The sequence below is a fragment of the Bdellovibrio sp. HAGR004 genome (assembly GCF_055397015.1).
This window is the reverse complement of record NZ_AP029176.1, coordinates 206,794-224,826: the sequence shown is the minus strand read 5'-3', so window position 1 is coordinate 224,826 and position 18,033 is coordinate 206,794. Positions and strand designations below refer to the sequence as shown.

The 18,033-nt window shown below is 49.0% G+C and carries 19 protein-coding genes; 11 read left to right on the top strand and 8 right to left on the bottom strand.

What is annotated here, in order from left to right:
• Nucleotides 1–20 precede the first annotated feature (20 nt).
• Together ACZ5ZV_RS01225 and ACZ5ZV_RS01220 are read left to right on the top strand one after the other, a co-directional pair.
• On the top strand, nt 21–425 hold the full coding sequence (locus ACZ5ZV_RS01225) for a transposase (RefSeq protein ID WP_464117089.1): 405 nt from the start codon (nt 21–23) through the stop codon (nt 423–425).
• The gene (locus ACZ5ZV_RS01220) at nt 422–1,267 is read left to right on the top strand and encodes an IS3 family transposase (RefSeq protein WP_464117088.1); all 846 of its coding nucleotides are present in this window, start codon (nt 422–424) and stop codon (nt 1,265–1,267) included. The genes ACZ5ZV_RS01225 and ACZ5ZV_RS01220 overlap by 4 nt, the downstream gene beginning before the upstream one ends.
• A gap of 59 nt (nt 1,268–1,326) precedes the next feature.
• Here the strand turns inward: ACZ5ZV_RS01220 and ACZ5ZV_RS01215 are convergent, their stop codons facing one another.
• The 6 genes from ACZ5ZV_RS01215 to ACZ5ZV_RS01190 all read right to left on the bottom strand — a co-directional run bounded on the left by ACZ5ZV_RS01215 (nt 1,327) and on the right by ACZ5ZV_RS01190 (nt 7,126).
• Nucleotides 1,327–1,887: a NifU family protein gene (locus tag ACZ5ZV_RS01215; RefSeq protein WP_464119482.1), complete on the bottom strand. Its 561-nt coding sequence runs from the start codon at nt 1,885–1,887 to the stop codon at nt 1,327–1,329.
• Entirely contained in the window at nt 1,884–3,113 is a 1,230-nt protein-coding gene (locus tag ACZ5ZV_RS01210) for an aminotransferase class V-fold PLP-dependent enzyme (RefSeq protein WP_464119480.1), read from the bottom strand. The genes ACZ5ZV_RS01215 and ACZ5ZV_RS01210 overlap by 4 nt, the downstream gene beginning before the upstream one ends.
• 5 nt (nt 3,114–3,118) lie before the next feature.
• Nucleotides 3,119–4,375, bottom strand: coding sequence for a Fe-S cluster assembly protein SufD (gene sufD / locus ACZ5ZV_RS01205; RefSeq protein WP_464119478.1), 1,257 nt, complete (start codon nt 4,373–4,375; stop codon nt 3,119–3,121).
• A gap of 21 nt (nt 4,376–4,396) precedes the next feature.
• Nucleotides 4,397–5,149 carry a Fe-S cluster assembly ATPase SufC gene (gene sufC, locus ACZ5ZV_RS01200; protein ID WP_464119476.1) on the bottom strand — a complete coding sequence of 251 codons (753 nt, stop codon included), beginning with the start codon at nt 5,147–5,149 and terminating at the stop codon, nt 4,397–4,399.
• 71 nt (nt 5,150–5,220) lie between these two features.
• Entirely contained in the window at nt 5,221–6,678 is a 1,458-nt protein-coding gene (gene sufB / locus ACZ5ZV_RS01195) for a Fe-S cluster assembly protein SufB (RefSeq protein WP_464119474.1), read from the bottom strand.
• The gene (locus tag ACZ5ZV_RS01190) at nt 6,671–7,126 is read right to left on the bottom strand and encodes an RrF2 family transcriptional regulator (protein WP_464119472.1); all 456 of its coding nucleotides are present in this window, start codon (nt 7,124–7,126) and stop codon (nt 6,671–6,673) included. The genes sufB and ACZ5ZV_RS01190 overlap by 8 nt, the downstream gene beginning before the upstream one ends.
• Nucleotides 7,127–7,299: 173 nt before the next feature.
• On the opposite strand from ACZ5ZV_RS01190, the gene ACZ5ZV_RS01185 reads away from it, so the two are divergent.
• The 7 genes from ACZ5ZV_RS01185 to ACZ5ZV_RS01155 all read left to right on the top strand — a co-directional run bounded on the left by ACZ5ZV_RS01185 (nt 7,300) and on the right by ACZ5ZV_RS01155 (nt 14,607).
• Entirely contained in the window at nt 7,300–8,166 is an 867-nt protein-coding gene (locus ACZ5ZV_RS01185; protein WP_464119470.1) for a hypothetical protein, read from the top strand.
• 72 nt (nt 8,167–8,238) lie between these two features.
• Nucleotides 8,239–8,979, top strand: coding sequence for a protein TolQ (tolQ, locus tag ACZ5ZV_RS01180; protein WP_464119469.1), 741 nt, complete (start codon nt 8,239–8,241; stop codon nt 8,977–8,979).
• A 3-nt stretch (nt 8,980–8,982) separates the two neighbouring features.
• Nucleotides 8,983–9,399 (top strand): ExbD/TolR family protein, encoded by a 417-nt coding sequence (locus ACZ5ZV_RS01175; RefSeq protein ID WP_464119467.1) that lies wholly within the window; start codon nt 8,983–8,985, stop codon nt 9,397–9,399.
• The gene (tolA, locus tag ACZ5ZV_RS01170; RefSeq protein ID WP_464119465.1) at nt 9,396–10,247 is read left to right on the top strand and encodes a cell envelope integrity protein TolA; all 852 of its coding nucleotides are present in this window, start codon (nt 9,396–9,398) and stop codon (nt 10,245–10,247) included. Before ACZ5ZV_RS01175 ends, tolA begins: the two co-directional genes overlap by 4 nt.
• A gap of 13 nt (nt 10,248–10,260) precedes the next feature.
• Nucleotides 10,261–11,643 carry a translocation protein TolB gene (locus ACZ5ZV_RS01165; protein ID WP_464119463.1) on the top strand — a complete coding sequence of 461 codons (1,383 nt, stop codon included), beginning with the start codon at nt 10,261–10,263 and terminating at the stop codon, nt 11,641–11,643.
• The gene (locus tag ACZ5ZV_RS01160) at nt 11,636–13,936 is read left to right on the top strand and encodes a [protein-PII] uridylyltransferase family protein (protein WP_464119462.1); all 2,301 of its coding nucleotides are present in this window, start codon (nt 11,636–11,638) and stop codon (nt 13,934–13,936) included. The genes ACZ5ZV_RS01165 and ACZ5ZV_RS01160 overlap by 8 nt, the downstream gene beginning before the upstream one ends.
• Before the next feature lie 35 nt (nt 13,937–13,971).
• Entirely contained in the window at nt 13,972–14,607 is a 636-nt protein-coding gene (locus ACZ5ZV_RS01155) for a peptidylprolyl isomerase (protein ID WP_464119460.1), read from the top strand.
• Between the two features lie 92 nt (nt 14,608–14,699).
• On the opposite strand, the gene ACZ5ZV_RS01150 is transcribed toward ACZ5ZV_RS01155, so the two are convergent.
• Nucleotides 14,700–15,161: a DUF4430 domain-containing protein gene (locus ACZ5ZV_RS01150; protein WP_464119458.1), complete on the bottom strand. Its 462-nt coding sequence runs from the start codon at nt 15,159–15,161 to the stop codon at nt 14,700–14,702.
• A gap of 83 nt (nt 15,162–15,244) precedes the next feature.
• On the bottom strand, nt 15,245–15,595 hold the full coding sequence (gene trxA / locus ACZ5ZV_RS01145; protein ID WP_464119456.1) for a thioredoxin: 351 nt from the start codon (nt 15,593–15,595) through the stop codon (nt 15,245–15,247).
• Between the two features lie 106 nt (nt 15,596–15,701).
• Here trxA and ACZ5ZV_RS01140 point away from each other — a divergent pair, with 106 nt between their 5' ends.
• A complete protein-coding gene (locus ACZ5ZV_RS01140) occupies nt 15,702–16,181 on the top strand; it encodes a DUF3015 family protein (RefSeq protein ID WP_464119454.1) in 480 nt (159 codons plus the stop codon).
• On the top strand, nt 16,166–17,968 hold the full coding sequence (locus ACZ5ZV_RS01135; protein ID WP_464119452.1) for an Lnb N-terminal periplasmic domain-containing protein: 1,803 nt from the start codon (nt 16,166–16,168) through the stop codon (nt 17,966–17,968). The genes ACZ5ZV_RS01140 and ACZ5ZV_RS01135 overlap by 16 nt, the downstream gene beginning before the upstream one ends.
• The last annotated feature ends 65 nt before the right edge of the window (nt 17,969–18,033 follow it).

The following is an 18,033-nucleotide window of genomic DNA, read 5'->3' as shown; positions in this document are numbered from 1 at the left end:
GTATAAAAAGGAAGCAGATCATGGGCTCACTGTCCGAAAGAGATCGCCGAGATCTTGAGAAGAATCCGAATGTTCTAAAGGTAACGCAGTCCAATGTTGCCTATACCCCCGAATTTAAGGTTAGGGCCTTAAGGCTTCGGGAAGAGGGACAAACTCCTAGTCAAATTTTTAAAGATGCTGGTATTAACCTATCCTTATTTGGTGTGGATTATGCCAAGAAGTGCCTTCAGCGTTGGGAAAAGATGTCTACCCAAGAAGGTGGATTAAAGAAAGACCGCCGAGGTTCTAAGTCTACAGGTCGACCCAAGGGAAAAAAGCTTAAATCAGCAGAAGATGAAATCGCTTATCTTCGCGCGGAGAACGACTTCCTAAAAAAGCTCCGCGCCTTGGAGGCAAAATACGCAAACAAGAAAAGTTCGCGTTGATTAGCAAGGCGGTCAATCATCGGCCTGATCTATGTCTCAGCAGGCTGTGCGCTCAGGCTCAAGTCAGTACCAGTGGCTATTACTACTGGTTTGCCCAAAGAGCATCTCCCCAGGTCATCACAACAGACGCGGAATGGGTGCAAATCATTTTTGCGTATAGAAGGGGTAAAGCCGGCGCTAGGACAATAAAGATGCTTTTGCAACGCCACTTCTGGATCAACATGAACCTGAAGAAAATTAGACGGTTAATGAAGAAGTACGGCCTTCAGGCGACTATCCGACGTAAGAATAAGTACAAGCAAGGCTGGGCATCAGGTGAGGAACACCGGGTAAGTCCGAACATCCTAAGCAGGCAATTTAATGTTGAAAAGAAAGACACAGTTTATTCAACAGACATTACCTACTTAGACTATGGCAAAGGAAACAGGGCTTATCTGTCAGCCGTAAAAGACTTGGCAGTGAAAGATATCGTCCACTATACGGTTTCTCCTGGAGCTGGACTACACGTTGCGATTCGAGGCCTGGAAGACCTATTCAGCCGAAAGCCAGAGAGTTTGATCATGCATTCGGACCAAGGGTGTCACTATACATCCAAGACGTATCGAGATCTTTTGTCTAAGTGGGGTGTCACCCAGTCCATGTCCAGAAAAGGCAACTGCCTGGACAATGCGCCTATAGAAAGTTTTTTTGGTCATTTAAAAGATGAAGTGGATCTTCAAAGTTGCCATACGTTTGAGGAATTGGTAGCAGAGATAGACCGTTATATTAACTACTACAATAACGAACGTCCCCAATGGGGCTTAAAAGGAAAAACCCCGGCAGAATGCCGAGGTTTCACTTAGAGGACCCTTTTATTTATCTGTCCACTTTTTGGGGTACAGATCATCAGGGTCCTTTTTCTTTACAGCGGAATCACTTCGATTTCCGGATTGAACTGATCTCTCAGAATACCCTCGATAGCCATCAAGGTTCCGGACGTGGCACTTGGGCAAGTCCCACAGGCGCCCTGATAGAAGACATAAAGTTTATTGTCTTCGTATTTCACCACATCCAAGTCCCCACCATCACCCTGCAAGCCCGGACGGACCGTGTGATCCAGAATCTCTTCGATCTGCTGAACCTCTGGTGACAGACTTGCACGACGCAATTTCTTTTCATCCATCTGTGTCTGGTTCGGATTGTGCGCCGGCATGCGAGTCTGAATCACGGAGCAGACATTTCGTTGAATCTCTTCAGGGTCTGCATCAAAGTTGTGAGTGATCGTGATCACATTCTGGAAGAAGTGAACCTGACGAACACCTTCAACTTGAAACAACGCGGACGCCAGCAGGCTTTGATCAGCCTCTTTTGCGTCAGCATAGGTCGCCTTGCCCTCTGTCAGGACTGGACGATCCAACACAAACTTCCACGCGTTGGGATTTGGGGTGGCTTGAATACGGATGAGTACATCTTGGGTGCTCATAACAACATCTCCCGGGCCTTTGCCACGGCTTTAACTAAAGCATCAATATCTTCATGATTATTATAAACTGAGAACGAAGCGCGAACTGTTCCTGGGACTCCCAATCGAGCCATCAGAGGCTGGGTGCAATGGTGACCCGCGCGAACAGCAACCCCTTCCTGATCCAGAATCTGGGCCACATCCGAATGATGAGCCCCCTTCAGATTGAAGGAAAGGATCGCCCCTTTGTTGGAAGATGTTCCAAAGATCTTCACATCAGGAATCGCCAGCAGTTTTTCAGTCGCTGACTTTAGGATTTCCATTTCATAGGCATGGATCTTATCCAGACCGATCTTTTCAACAAAATCCAAAGCGGCATGCAAACCCACAGCCCCTTCCACATGCGGTGTTCCTGCTTCAAAGCGAGTGGGAACATCATTGAACGTGGTCTTTTCAATGGTGACTTTGGAAATCATGCTGCCGCCACCTTGATACGGAGGCATCTGATCCAGAATCGCTTTCTTGCCATAGACAGCACCGAAGCCGAAGGGACCAAAAAGCTTGTGCGCAGAAAAAACGAAGAAGTCACAGTCCATATCCTGCACATTCACCGGAAGCTGGGACACAATCTGGGCGCCATCCACCAGAACCTTGGCTCCGGCCTCATGCGCCAGACGAGTCAAAAGCTTCACATCGGTGTTTGTTCCCAACACATTAGAGGAAGCGGTGAAAGCCACAAGTTTTGTTTTGGCGGAAAGCTTGCTCTTGAAATCCTCAAGATTCAGCTCTCCGTTGTCGTGAATGTCCGCCGCCACGACCTTGGCGCCTACTTTTTCTGCAACCATCTGCCAAGGCACGATGTTCCCGTGATGCTCCATCACGGTGATCAAAATCTCATCCCCGGCCTTCAGGTTCGAAAGCCCCCAGGAGTTCGCCACCAGGTTCACGCCCTCGGTGGTTCCACGCGCGAAGATGATCTCTTCAGACTGGGAAGCCCCCAGGAAATCCGCCACTTTCTGGCGGGCGGCCTCAAAATGCCCCGTCGCCACATCACCGAGGTAATGCGCGCCACGGTGCACGTTGGAGGTTTCATAAGAGTAAAAATGAGAAATACGATCGATCACGGACTGGGGCTTCAAAGTTGTCGCCCCGCTGTCCAGATAAACCAGTTTCTTGCCATGAACCAATTGGGTCAAAGCCGGAAACTGACTGCGAACACTTGTAAATAACTCTTCTAAATTGCCCATAACACTTACCGATTCAGGCTGAGGTGACTAAACGCCTCATCCAAATGGCGAGACAACCAAGTCTGGATGTTCTCGTCGGAAATTTTATAAATCACTTCAGAAAGGAAGCCGTAACTTAACATTGGAATCGCTTTGTCTTTCGGAATCGCGCGGGACTGCAGATAGAAAAGCTCTTCGCGGTTCAACTGCCCCACGGTCGATCCGTGCGCCGCCTTCACGTCGTCAGCATAGATCTCAAGACAAGGCTTGCTGTCAGCTTCGACTTTGGTACTTAAAAGCAGGTTGTTGTTCAACTGAGCGGAGTTGGCTTTCTGTGCACCTTTTTCGATCAGCACCTTGCCACAGAAGACCGCCTTGGATTCACCATCCAAAATGCCCTTGTACAATTGATTGGTGTTGCACTCACCCACGTGGTGATCGATCAAAGACGTGTTATCCACATGCTGAGAACCACGAACTGCGTATACGCCCAGGATCTCAGAGTTAGAGCCCGGACCCTTCAGCACAACATCCAAAGAATGACGAGACAAAGCAGCCCCTGTTGCCAGGGCCAGACTTTCCAAGTTTGCATTCTTTTCAACCAAGATGCGTGTGCGACCGATGTTGAAGGCCTTTTCACTTTCAGCCTGCACGCGCACATAAGTCACTTTCGCACTGTCGGCGATATGCAGATCAAAAACGGAATTCACAAAATAGACGGCATCCTGAAGACCATAATGGCTTTCAAGAACCTTCACCGAGGATCTTGCACCGACCTCCAGACGAATGCGGGGGTGAACCATCAGGTTCCTGCCGCCCTCATTGGAAGTGAAGAAAACAAAATTCACAGGTTTTTCCACAGACGTTTCTTTTGCAATAGAAACTTCCAAAGCCTTCGTCAGGTAAGCACCGTTCAGAGCATCAAAGGCATCGTCAAACTGCTCAGGGTACTGAAGAGCCTCGCTCAACACCACTCCAGCTGGAAGTTCTGCCGACAATGTCTTATTCAACACACCGTTGAAGAACACCACGTTGGTAAAATCAGAATTCAGGCGCGCCTTGATCTGCAGCAGAGTTTCATGGCTGGGCTCAAAAGAGCTCGTCGCTGACGTAAAGGCTCCTTCACTGATCGCCTTCACACTGGTGTAGTGCCAGTCTTCATCTTTGCGTGTAGGCAGACCCTTGTTTAGAGCATAGTCATAACCTGCCTGGCGGAAGGTGGCTAAAGCCCCTTGCGCCGGGTGTGCCTGACTAAATCTGTCGTAAGTAGATAGCAAGTTCATAGTTTTTATTCCTACCGCCGACTAGTTGATCAACCAGTCGTAACCTTTTTCTTCCAGTTTCAAAGCCAAAGAGCTGTCGCCTGTTTCGATGATTTTGCCGTTCACAAGAACGTGAACGAAGTCCGGCTTGATATAATCCAAAAGTCTTTGATAGTGAGTCACCAGGACAATCGCGTTGTCTTTGCGGCGAAGCTTGTTCACGCCATCTGAAACCACACGAAGGGCGTCGATATCCAGACCGGAATCTGTTTCATCCAACAAAGCCAGACGCGGAGACAAAACCGCCATCTGCAAAATTTCATTCTTCTTCTTTTCACCGCCAGAGAAACCTGTGTTCACCGGACGATCCAGATATTCAGGCTTCATGCTGACAATTTTCATTTTCTGGTAAAGGAATTCACGGAACTCCCCTTCCGGCATAGGCTCAGAACCCTGATGGGCCAACACAGAGTTGAACGCCGTGTGCAGGAACGTGAAGTTGGAAACGCCGGGAACTTCGATCGGATACTGGAAGGCCAGGAAGATGCCTTCTTTGGCTCTTTCATCCGGCTCCAAATCCAGCAAGTTCGCCATTTGGAAGTTCACTTCATATTTCACTTCACCCGCGGTCACTTCATACGCCGGGTGTCCCGCCAACACTTTGGAAAGTGTGGATTTACCAGAGCCATTCGGCCCCATGATCGCGTGAACTTCACCTGCTTTCACAGTCAGGTTCAGACCCTTCAGGATTTCTTTTTCTTCAACTCGTGCGTGGAGGTTTTTAATTTCTAACATTTTTCTTTACCTTTATTGCTACTTCAGTTTCGCCGCCCCCAGGGCGACTGCACTCTGTGCGCTCAGCGCACTTAGCCGACAGAATTTTCCAGTTTCATTTCAATCAATTTCACTGCTTCGACAGAGAATTCCAAAGGAAGCTCTTTGAAGACTTCCTTACAGAAGCCGTTCACCAGCATTGAAATGGTCTTTTCCATGTCCAGACCGCGGGACTGAAGATAGAAGATCTGATCTTCGCTGATTCGGGAAGTCGTCGCTTCGTGCTCAATCGTCGCTGTTTTGTTTTTTACTTCAATATACGGATAGGTGTGCGCACTGCTTTGATCACCCACCAGCATGGAGTCACACTGGGAATAGTTGCGCGCATTTTCCGCTGACGGAAGAATCTTCACCTGCCCACGATAGGCGTTGGAGGATTTATCCGTGGAAATACCCTTGGAAATGATCGTGCTCTTGGTGTTCTTACCAATATGGATCATCTTCGTTCCGGTATCCGCCTGCATCATATCGTGAGTCAAAGCCACAGAGTAGAAAGCCCCCTCAGAGCCTTCGCCCTGCAAGATGCAGCTTGGATACTTCCAAGTGATCGCAGAACCGGACTCCACCTGAGTCCATGAAATCTTGGAGTACTTACCCAACGCTTTCCCGCGTTTGGTTACAAAGTTATAGATACCACCACGGCCTTCTTTGTCGCCCGTGTACCAGTTCTGCACTGTGGAGTACTTGATTTCGGCATTGTCCAACGCCACCAGCTCCACCACGGCCGCATGAAGCTGGTTTTCATCACGCTGAGGCGCCGTACAGCCCTCAAGGTAGTTCACATAGCCGCCTTCATCACAAACCAGCAGCGTTCTTTCAAACTGACCCGTGTCTTTGGCGTTGATGCGGAAGTAAGTGGAAAGATCAATCGGGCAACGAACCCCTTTCGGGATGTAGCAGAAGGAGCCATCCGTGAAGACCGCCGCATTCAAAGCGGCATAGTAGTTGTCCGTGTGAGGAACCACTGAGCCCAAATATTTTTTCACCAGCTCCGGATGCTTTTGAATCGCCTCAGAGATAGAGCAGAAGATCACACCAGCTTTATCCAAAACTTCGGTGTGAGTGGTCCCCACAGAGACAGAGTCAAAAACCACGTCCACGGCAATGCCCGAAATACGTTTTTGCTCGGTCAAAGGAATGCCCAGCTTTTCAAAAGTCTTGATCAGTTCCGGATCCAGATCATCCAAAGATTTTGGTTTTTCTGAATCATCCTTGGCCTTCTTCGGTGCGGAGTAATAACGGATCGCCTGGAAGTCCACAGGAGGATAAGACACATGCGCCCAGGTTGGTTCGACCATTGTCAGCCAGTGGCGATACGCCTTCAGGCGGTATTCCAGCATCCACTCGGGTTCATTCTTTTTGGAAGAGATCAAACGGATGATGTCTTCGTTCAAACCCAGGGCGACCTGATCTGTTTCAATGTCGGTTGTGAAACCGTATTTGTATTCGTAACTTTCCAAAGGGTTGTTGGAATTTTTGTTGTTATCCATGAGCCACCACCTCTGTGGATTTTTTTGCTGGCATAGCCACTCTTCCTACCAATAGTTCTTTCAGGCTCAGGCTCTTGTAGAATTCCGTAAGTCTGTGATTTAAATCTGTGATCGGGGATACAATGTTGCAGGTTCCTTGAATCTCACAAGGAGCTTCCTTGTGCAGGCACTTCACCAAGGCCGTCGGACCTTCAATGACTTCCACTAGGTCATGGATGGAAACTTTCGCCAGATCCTTGGTGATCTGATAGCCGCCGTTGGCTCCGTATTCGGCGCGCAAAATTCCGCCCTTCTGGGCCATTTGCTGCATCACACGAGCTGTCGCATCAAACGGGGTATGAAATGCGTCAGACACTTCCTTGGCCGTTGTTAGCTCGCCGGGCATTTTTTGGCTCATATACTTTAAAGCCATCAAAGCGTATTCAAGCTTGCGGTTGATTTTATTCATAAAAAGGTTCCTTCTGCGGACACTGTATGGCCTTCTATCTAATAGAAAGCCAATTGAAAAACAAGGCGAAATACGCCTAATTTTAGCGTATTTAAGATCGTGACAGGATTCTTTCCTTCGGTTTTGAAAAAATGTGCTGATTTCAAAATCTTAGGGTGCTATACGAAGGTCCTATGAGAATCCTTTTCATTACCGTCTGCAGCTTTCTAGTCCTTGGTGTTCTTCTTCTGATGGCCCGTATTTGGGGCGATGCTCAGAACTATCCCGTCTATGAACACGCCTTCTTTTCTGGCCCCGCTCCCATTGTGATCGTTAAAGCCGACACCTTGGATAAGGTTCAAGAGGCAATTAAGCTGAAATCAGACGTGGCGATCTGGGCTGACGTTCGTCTTTCCCGCGACAAAGTGCCTTTCATTTTGCCCCCTTCCCGGGATGCTGAATTCCTGAAAATGAAAGAGGCGGAACAAAAAGCCAACCCCTCCACGCCCATCATGATCGGCAGCAAGTTGTCAGAGTACCCGTGGGAGCAGATCAACGAATTTTACAAAACAACACCGGCGCTGAAAGAGTACTATGAGCAGTTCCCGCAAACACGTTTTGTGTTGAACATTGTGGATAACGTGCATGACGTGCATTCCGCCGTGGTGGAGGCGATCGACGGTCTGTCTGCGAAATCACGCACCATGATTCAAAGCGATGCCCTGGTCGTCATGACATCTGTAAAAGAGTTGAAGCCAGAGTGGGTGTACGGAACCAGCACACCGGATATTATGAGAATGCTCACTTTTGATTCTCTTTATATTTTGTCATCCACGCAGTTTAAAGGAGACGTTTTCGTTGCCCCGTTCACGCTGATGAAAAGACCGGCCTTCAACGACGACATCATCACAGAGATGCGCCGTCGCAACAAAAGAATCTTCCTGGGTCCCATCGAAACTACCGAACAATTTGCTGAGGCGAGTCGCCACAAGGCAGATGGCCTGATCACAGTGAATCTTCCAGAATTGCTCCAGCTTCTCAACCAAGGTCCTGTTCAATAGGTTGATCCCAATTGCATTTGGGCATATCTTTTTAGCTGACTGTTTGAAAAGCTTTCAGCCGGAGGTCTAGATATGTCCGCATTTAATTTCATCAACGTGGCTCAAGCCGCACCCTCTGTTTCGGTGAACACCAGCTCCATCGATGCAATTGCGCAAGCCAGCCCCGTCGTTCAACTGACTCTTTTGATGTTGATCGTGATGTCCATCTTCTGCTGGGCAATTGGCTATTCCAAATTCATGACATTCAAAAACATGAAACAGTCTGATGAGCTTTTCATGAGCAAGTTCTGGAAAGTGAATTCATTGGACACTCTTTTTGAAGACATCGATCAATATAAAGATTCTTCCATCGCTCGCGTGTTTAAAGCCGCTTATCTGGAGATGAAAAAGATCTCTGAATCCCCCCTGCTTTCCAAAACCGAAGGGGATAAGCCGATTCTGTCGGGCATCGACAACCTTGAGCGCGTTTTGAACAAAGCCACAGAAAGTGAAGTCTCCAAACTGGAATCCCGTCTGACAGTTCTGGCGACCACGGGCTCCACCGGTCCTTTCATCGGACTGTTTGGAACTGTTTGGGGAATCATGGGTTCCTTCCACAAGATCGGTCAGACCGGAACTGCCAGCTTGGCCGTTGTGGCACCGGGGATTTCTGAAGCCCTGATTGCGACTGCAATTGGCTTGGCAACAGCGATTCCAGCGGTTGTTCTTTATAACAACTTTATTTCTAAAATCCGCAAGCAGGAGATCGCCCTGAACAACTTCAGCGCCGACTTCCTGAACATTGTGAAGCGTAACTTCTTTCAAGGGAACTAGATCATGGGAATGAGTGGCGGCGGCGGAAAAAGCCGGGCGACATTAAGTGAAATCAATATCACGCCCCTTGTGGACGTGATGCTGGTTTTGCTGATCATGTTCATGGTAACGACTCCTTTAATGCAACAAGGGATCGAGGTGGATCTGCCCAAGACCTCCTCGTCCGGTGTTGAAGTGAATGAAGAGCCTTTTGTTTTGGTGATCAATTCTGACCAGAAAATGACCATCGCCAAACAAAAGATCGCCATGAATGAACTTCGTCCGAAACTAAAAGCGATCTTCGAACATAAAAAGAATAAACAGGTGTACATCCAGGCAGACCGCAAAGTGGATTATGGCTTCGTCGCGGAAGCCATGGCCGAAGTGCGTGCCGCCGGGATCTTTAACATTGGCTTGATCACACAACCAAAAGACCAGTGAACTACATAGAAGAACACGAACAGCAGAAAAACGACGAACAAGTGACCCGCGGCATAGGGATCTCCTTTGCCCTGCATGCGCTTGTTATTTCCATCTTCACCCTGAAGACCGTGTTCTTTACGCCCGAAACCATTGATTTCACTCAGGCTGTGCGTGTGGATATGGTGGGCCTTCCTGACAAGACACCTCCGAAGGATCTGGCAGCTCCCGCCAAGGAAAATCCCAAGCCGGCTCTTCCTGATAAAGAACCGGCCAAGGATAAACCCGCAGAAAAGCCACCTGAAAAAGTGGCCGAAAAGAAACCTGAACCAAAACCAGAGCCCGTGAAGCTTCCCCCGGCCAAGGCCAAAGAAGAAGGTATCAATCTGGAAAAGGTGAAGGCCAAACAGCAAAATGCCCTGGAAAAACTCAAAGCCATGGCTGCCCTTGAAAAGATCAAGGAAGACGTGGCAGAGGAAAAGAAGAAGGTCGCCGCCAATACCGGAACTGGAAAAGCCGACACCGGCAGTGCGCCGATCAAGGGCAATGTCGTGTCACCTGGCAGCTCGCTGACGGGAATCGCGAAGCTTCAGAACGACAGCTATATTTCTGATTTGGATCGTCACATCAAAAAGAACTGGACAATCCCAGAGTGGCTGTCCAAGAAGGACTACAAGGCCCAGGTGCGTCTGTTTATTGATTCGCGTGGTAATATTTTGGGCAGAAAAATTGTTAAATCCAGTGGCAATCCCAGCTACGATGAAGAAGTGTTAGCAACCATTGATCGTTCGGCGCCTTTCCCGGCTCCACCGGAAAAGCTGATCGCCGTATTCTCTGTGGATGGAATCCTGATTGGATTCCCGGAATAACTAGGAGGACATCATGATGAAGCAGATTTTGGCCTTGATTCTGGTTTTAGGCCTGTCACCCCTTATCTCTCATGCGCAATCCAACGGCATCTATATTAAACTGGGTGAAGCGCGCACAAAAAAAAGTCTGATGGCTTTTCCGCCACTGCAATACTCCGGATCCCCATCGACGGCTTCCCGCAATCAAGGCGTGGGCATTGAGATCTTCAACACGATCACCAATGACTTGAGTGTTTCCTCTTACTTCCAGTTCATCAATCAAAGTGCGTTTCTTGAGGACACGGCCAAGACGGGATTGATGCCGGCTCCGGGCCTGCCAAATGGATTTAAATTTCAAAGCTGGTCCTCCATCGGTGCCGATTTCCTGATTCGCGCAGGCTATTCCGTTGTCGGCAACGAAGTGACTTTAGAAACCTACACGTACCATGTCCCTCGCGCTGCTCTGGTTTTAGGGAAAAAATATAAAGGCCCCGTTTCCAGCGCCCGTCGTATTGCTCACACGTTCTCTAACGATGTTCTAAAAGCCCTGACCGGCGAAGAAGGGCCATTCCTGTCCCGCGTGGTTGTTTCCAGCGACCGTGCTGGCGGTCAGAGCAAAGAGATCTTTGTGATGGACTGGGACGGCGCCAATGCCGAACAGGTTTCCCGTCACCGCAGTATTTCGATTTCTCCAGCCTGGTCACCGGATGGTAAGAAGATTGCTTACACCTCTTACGTAAAACGTGTTGGCGCTAAATTCAGAAACGCCGACATGCTGTTGCTGGATCTGACGACAGGTAAAAGATCTTTGATCTCCTACCGTCAGGGCATCAACTCCGGGGCGTCCTTCTCTCCGGATGGTCGCAATATCTATCTGACAATTTCCCAAGGCACAAATCCTGACATCTATAAAATGACTCTGGATGGAACCCTGGTTGGCAAGATCACCAACGGTCCTTCCGGTGCCCTGAATGTAGAGCCGAATGTTTCTAATTCCGGCCAATTGGCGTTTTCTTCGGACCGCGCTGGCCGTCCAATGATTTACACGGCCAATGCCGACGGTTCGGGTCTGAAACGTATCACCTTTGCAGGCGTGTTTAATTCTTCTCCGTCATGGTCTCCTGATGGAAAGAAGATCGCCTTTGCCGGTCAAAGCGATAACAACTTCGATATCTTCGTAATGAATGCCGACGGCACCGGGATGATTCGCCTGACTTCCGCAAAAAAAGCCAACGGCAAGATGGCCAGCAACGAGGACCCTTCGTTCTCTCCAGATGGCCGTTTTGTGATGTACACTTCCAACCGCACCGGCAAGAATCAGATTTATATCTCGACTGTGGACGGTACGGAAGAACGCCGCGTGACCAACGACAATTACAACTACTTCAAACCGAAGTGGTCACGTAACATTGACTAACACATCCCTTGAAGATCAGCTAAGACAGGAGCGCAACGAGATCTGGTCTCGGTGCGCTCTGGCCGCCAAAGAGGACTCTCTTCCACCCGATCAAATCTGCCATCAGTGGAGCGAAGCCTCAGACCTTCTTCTTCGCCAAGCCTTTTCGACTTGTTTTCAGGATCAAAAAGTTGCTTTGTTCGTCCTGGGAAAACTGGGTTCTTCTGAACTGAATCTGAGTTCGGATGTGGATCTTCTGATCGTCAGCCAGGATGACTCCGTCAACGCCCTGCCCGGCCTTCGCCGCTTTCAAAAAATTCTTTCAGAAAGAACGGCGCTGGGTTTTGTTTTTCGCGTGGATTTTGATCTTCGCCCCGGTGGCAAACAAGGCCCTCTGATTCCAACTCTGGATCAATTCAAAGACTACTACGGAAACTATGGCGAAACCTGGGAACGACTGGCCTTTGTCCGCCTGCGGGCTCTGGCCGGCGATGAATCCTTGCAGCAGGATGTGCTCAATTTCGCTCATAAATTCTCCTTCCGCAAACATCTGGATTTCACCCTATTGGAAGATCTGAAGACTTTACGTTCAAAAATTCAGGGTCACTACTGGGGCCGATCGCAGCACGATGTTATCGACCTGAAGTTGGGTGTCGGAGGTATTCGCGATGTGGAACTTTTCACCCACGCCCTGCAGGTCATCCACGGCGGTCGGGACACCAGTTTGCAGGTCCGCGGGACAACCGAGGCTCTGTTGCTGCTGGAGATGAAAGAGCTTTTGCCAAAGGAAGAGTCTCAGTTCTTGCGCAGTCATTATTGGAATTTGCGCCGTCTGGAAAACTATGTTCAGGCCCAGAACGATGAACAGACTCATTTGCTCAGAACCGACGACAGCCATCCCCAGTTTATCCAAACGGCTTTAGCAACCTTGCGCTTTGATATGCTTCGTTGTGATTCCATCGTGAAGAGCCTTCTGGGTGAGGCCCCGCGCGAAAGCTCTCTGGAAGACGAGCTGAAGGGGGCAGGCCTTCCCGATGAGGATCTGAAAGAACTTTGGACTGAGATTTTGGATCAGGAGGTTTTGTCCCGCAACAAGGGACGTGATGAGCTGTCACGTAAGGCCTTTCTTGCTGCCTTCTTTGATACATTGAAAGAACAAAAGGGTGACTTGCGCCGTGGTCTTTTACTTTTAAAAGACTTCATCCGGGGCACTCGCGCCAAAGCCAGCTTCTTCAGTCTGCTGCTGCGGGAAAAAAATCTGCTGCAGGAGCTGGCGTGGCTGTTTGGACACTCTCCGTATCTTTCACGAATTTTGTGCAACCGGCCCGAGTTGCTGGACAGTTTTGTCTATCGCTCACAGAACACTCCCTCGGATGATCTGGGTTCTTTGCTGGAGGAACTGGCGGAAAAGAAGCTTCTGTCGGAAGTCATCAATGGTAGTGAATACCTGCGTGAAAAGAATCTGGCGCAACTGACTCAGAACCTGACCTCCACGGCGGATTCCATTGTCAACACACTGCTGACCGCTTTGAAGAAAGACTTTCCTTCGGATCTTCGTGTTCTGGCTTTGGGCAAATGGGGTGGCCGCGAACTGGGTTTTCGCAGCGATCTGGATTTTATTTTCGTTCTCAACCATCAGCCTGGGGAGGCGGACTTCAAGCTGGCCAAGCGATTCATCACCCGTCTGACAGAAAGTCATCGCGGTGGGAATATCTACTCCATTGATATGCGTCTGCGCCCCTCAGGCAAAGCAGGCCCCTTGATCATTCACGAAGATGATCTGCGCACTTACCTGCAATCCGAAGCCGCCGCCTGGGAAAGACAGGCTTACTTGAAAGCGCGTTGGGTTGATGACAACTCCCCGATGACAAAGGACTTTGTTCAGCGCGGCCTTTCCTCTGACGAACTTCTTGAGCTTGATCGCATTCGACAGCAGTTGATCTCAACCGGATCAGACCTCAGCTTGAAATACAGTGAAGGAGGATTGGTTGATCTGGAACTGGCGGCCCAGACTTTCCTTCTGCAAAAGAAACAAACTCCTGCGGCCACAGCGACCGAGCACTTCTTGTTAGCGATGGGCCCTCGGGGCAGCCTTCTGAGTAGAAATTATGACCGGATGCGGCAGATTGAACAGATGCTTCAGCTGGTTGCGTCAGAGTCACTTTCTGAACTGAAGCTAAATCATGAGTCCTTTCATGCGCTTGCCTTGGCGCTTCATACGAGTCCGTCCGAACTTTTCAAAGAGGCCCAAAGCCTTCTTTCGCAGAATATCGCCATTTTGAAGGAACTTGACCCTCGCAGGCTGCCTCACTAATAGTGAAGGAGTTGGACAAAAGTCAGGAGACAATAATGTCGAAGAATATCGATGTTAAAAAGGTATTTTGGATCTACCTTTTTGCATTCTTGCTGGCAGCTTTTAGCTTCCGTGCAGATGCCAAGACCGATTCCAAGGCAAAGACTACGAAGAAGGGAAAAGACATGATCGCAGTATTTGAAACAAATAAAGGAACTTTCAAAGTTAAACTATTTAACGACAAAGCTCCTAAGACCGTTGAAAACTTCGTAGGTTTGGCTGAAGGCACTAAAGAGTGGACTGATCCTAAAACTGGCGAAAAAGTAAAAAAACCTTTCTATAATGGTCTTACTTTCCACCGTGTGATCAAAGATTTCATGATTCAAGGTGGTTGCCCACTTGGAACTGGTACTGGTGGCCCAGGCTACCGCTTTGAAGATGAGTTCCCGGCTGGCGCTCCAAAGCACGACAAACCAGGCATCCTTTCCATGGCGAACGCGGGTCCTAACACAAATGGTTCCCAGTTCTTCGTAACAACTGTTCCAACTCCTTGGTTGGATGGCCGTCACACTGTATTCGGTGAAGTTGTTGAAGGTATGGACGTTGTAAAATCCATCGAAAACTCCAAAACAGGAGCTATGGATCGTCCGGCTGAACCGATTGTTATCAAAACTGTGACAATCCAGAAGTAATCTGAATTAAATAAGTTAAAACTAAAAAGCCCGGTGGAAACACCGGGCTTTTTTTTATGTTAACTGTTGAGTTTCAAAGATAGCTTAAAGTTCTAAGGTTTCTTCCCGCAGAATTGTTCCGCCTGGATCCAGTAAGCCGGGGAGCAATAGTCCTCCCACTGGTTGTTCTTATTTGTGGAATACGCATAGAACCAAGTCAGCTTGTCACTCTGATTCTTGAAATGAACTTGATGAGGCATTTCCATCGGTTGTTTACCGTTAACAAGATAACACCAGCCGTAAACACGCATCTCTGTATCAGAAACGACCTCGATGCTGTCTAATCCGATGGGGCTATTCAGGATCGAATTCAAACCTTCTTCGGAACCCACATAGGGGATCTTATTGGCATTAAAGATTTCAAGACTGACAGCGCCCACGGACTTCTGCAGATCCGCTTCGTAGACCCCTTCATAGACCGGCTTATTGTCACAAGCCCCGAAGATCCTCCAGGAAACCGCCTGGGCATTGAAAGAAAAAAGCAGCGCTAAAGAAAGAACTATGTATTTCATCATGGCCCTCCTCTACCGCATTCTGATTGCGGATGCACTACCAAAAAACGGGTTGCCCCCTATAAAGGGTCACCCCGCCGAATCTATTAGGAGTTTTCCTTGCGGACTTCTTCCATATCGATTTCTTTGGCTTTGACAATAATCTGCTCAAAGATCTCTTCAGGAAGGGCACCCGGCTGACTGAAGATGATGTCACTTTCCTTGATCACCATCAGCGTTGGGATAGATTTAATCTGAAACTTATCAGCCAGCTCCACTTCGGCTTCTGTGTCGATCTTGCCAAAAATCACATCCGGATGCTTGGCTGCAACAGATTCAAAGATCGGCGCAAATCGACGGCAAGGCCCACACCATGCCGCCCAGAAATCCAGAACGATCATATTATTATTTTCAACAATTTCCTGAATATTGGATTTAGTAACTTCGATAGTCGCCATACAATTCCCCTTAACGACGTAGGTCCATGATTGTGTGCACTCAGGTAAAAGCTTTGATGTTCTTCTATAAATAGGCAACGATTTAATAAAAACAACGGGAGGCTTCATGAAAAAAATTATCGTTTCTCTTCTTGTGCTCGCTGGTTCCCAAGCTTTCGCAGCAGGTGATGCCGGTTGCGGTCTTGGCAGCATGATCATTCAGAAAAACTCCAAAGGTCTGCAGCTTTTGGCAATGACCACGAACTCATTCCTATTCACTCAGCCCCTGGGCATCACTTCCGGAACTTCCGGATGCTCTTCCCGCGGCTTGGTTATGGCCGACAAAGAAGTGCAATACTTCGTGGAAGTGAATCAAGAAGAACTTTCCCGTGAGATGGCACAAGGTCACGGCGAAAAACTGGCGACTTTGGCACAAATGAAGGGTTGCCAGAATGAGGCTTCCCAGAAAGCATTCAGCACTTTCGCTCAGTCCTCTTATTCCCGCATCCTTCCGACGGCAAACACCTCGGCAGCTGATATGGTTCAGAACCTGAATAGCGAACTTTCCGGCCAGAAGGAACTTGTTCAGCTGTGCCATGGTTCCTAATTGTCCTTTTGCTTGCGGCCCCACTGACAACGTGGGGCTTTTCTGCCGAGCGCACTGAATCCTATATCCAACAAGCCCGGTCACTCCAAATCTGGGAGGATCCTCAATGGCTTCGCCTGGGACACTATCGCAAATCCTGGGGACGTTATCAGTCTGCCATTGAGGGCGACTTTTTCCTTTCATCCCGGGGCTCGCAAGATCCCAAGGACGAACTGCTGCAAACTCTGAAAGTTCTTTTCAGCCCTTCAAACTCTGCCAAACATCCACAGTGCCGATATCGGGCTCGCACTCTTTGGTTGAAAAGCAGATTGAATATTGCCAGCGACGACATTCTTGCCTGCCATGAACAATCTGAGTGGAAAAAGATTCTGAATGCCGAAGAGCTGTATATTGTCTTTGCCTCCAGCGATCTCACCAGTGCCGGCTCCAGCTTCGGACATACTTTTTTACGGGCTCACAATCCCAAAAACACCAAAGAGCGTGAGTTATTGGACTATGGAATCAACTATGCCGCCCTGACCGGCCAAGACAATGGCGCTTTGTTCGCTCTCAAGGGTCTTTTTGGATTTTATCCGGGTGCTTACTCCATGCTGCCGTACTATCAAAAAATCCGGGAATACACGAATCTGGAAGGCCGCAGTCTTTGGGAATATAAGCTTAAGCTCACTCCCGCCCAGGTCGACTTTTTGATCGATCATCTTCTGGAACTGGAAGGAAGCTATTCGCCCTATTATTTTTTGACCGACAACTGCTCTCAGCAGATTCTGGAGCTTATTGAGGTCGCTGTGCCCGAGCGGGATCTCACATCTTCGTTTCGGGATGCCACCATTCCTCTGGACACCCTGAAAGTGCTGCGTGATCAGTGGCTCTTGGAGGGCGAACGCGCCCGACCTTCATTGCAGGCCTACTGGCAGGCCCACTACAGAAATCTGAATGCCGCTGAAAAGCAAGTTGTTCGTGATCTCGTACACGCGGGACACAGCAGGGAGCTGCAAAAGCTGCCCTCGGCACCACAAGCCTCGGCTCTGGAAGCAACGCTCAGCTATTTGGCGGTTAAAGAATACCGTGATCAAAAGGAATACAAGGATCTTAAGTATCAGCTCTCGGTGCAACGGGCAAAACTTGGCAACGTCACCGAACCCGTGGTGCTGGGAACCCCGAAGTCCCCTTTGTTAAGTCCTGATTCGCAAGCCTACTATCTTTCCGTGGGCAGCCTGGATGAAAAAAATTTTGTCTCTTTTAAATATCGTCGGGCCTTTCATGACCTTCTGTCTGACGACAGCGGGCTATCGCCGTTTTCACATTTGGAAGTCCTGGGCGTCGAGTTTCGCTATGAAACTGCAGCAGAACGATTGGATCTGGATCAGTTGACCTTGCTTAAAATCTTTAACTCACCCCCCGTCACTGAGTTTGAATCCCCTTGGACCTGGCGCTTGGATCTGGGAACCCAACCCAAGCTGGATCCTTATCTGCGCTGGGCTGTGGGATATTCACTGGATCTTCCATTGAAAAACTTCTCGCGCGCCAGTCTGCTTCTGGTGAATGACAACTTCCATCTTGGCAGTATCCCCCATCCGCTTGTGGGTGTTGAAGCTCTGTTCATGAGCAAGTGGAACAGCGGACTTCGCTCCGTGATTTCCGCGCGAATTTTACAGAACACCCGCACTGGCGAGGGACTCGGTGTGGGCTCGGCCGGAGTGTCCTGGGGCGGTCGCAGTCTTGAGTATCGTTTTGAGACAGAGCTTTACAACCGGGTTCCTCTGGTCAAGGCCTCTGTCATCTTTTAGACAGAGCGGTGCCCAGATACGACCTCGTCGCGCTTTGATACAAGCAGCATGCCATTTAATTGATA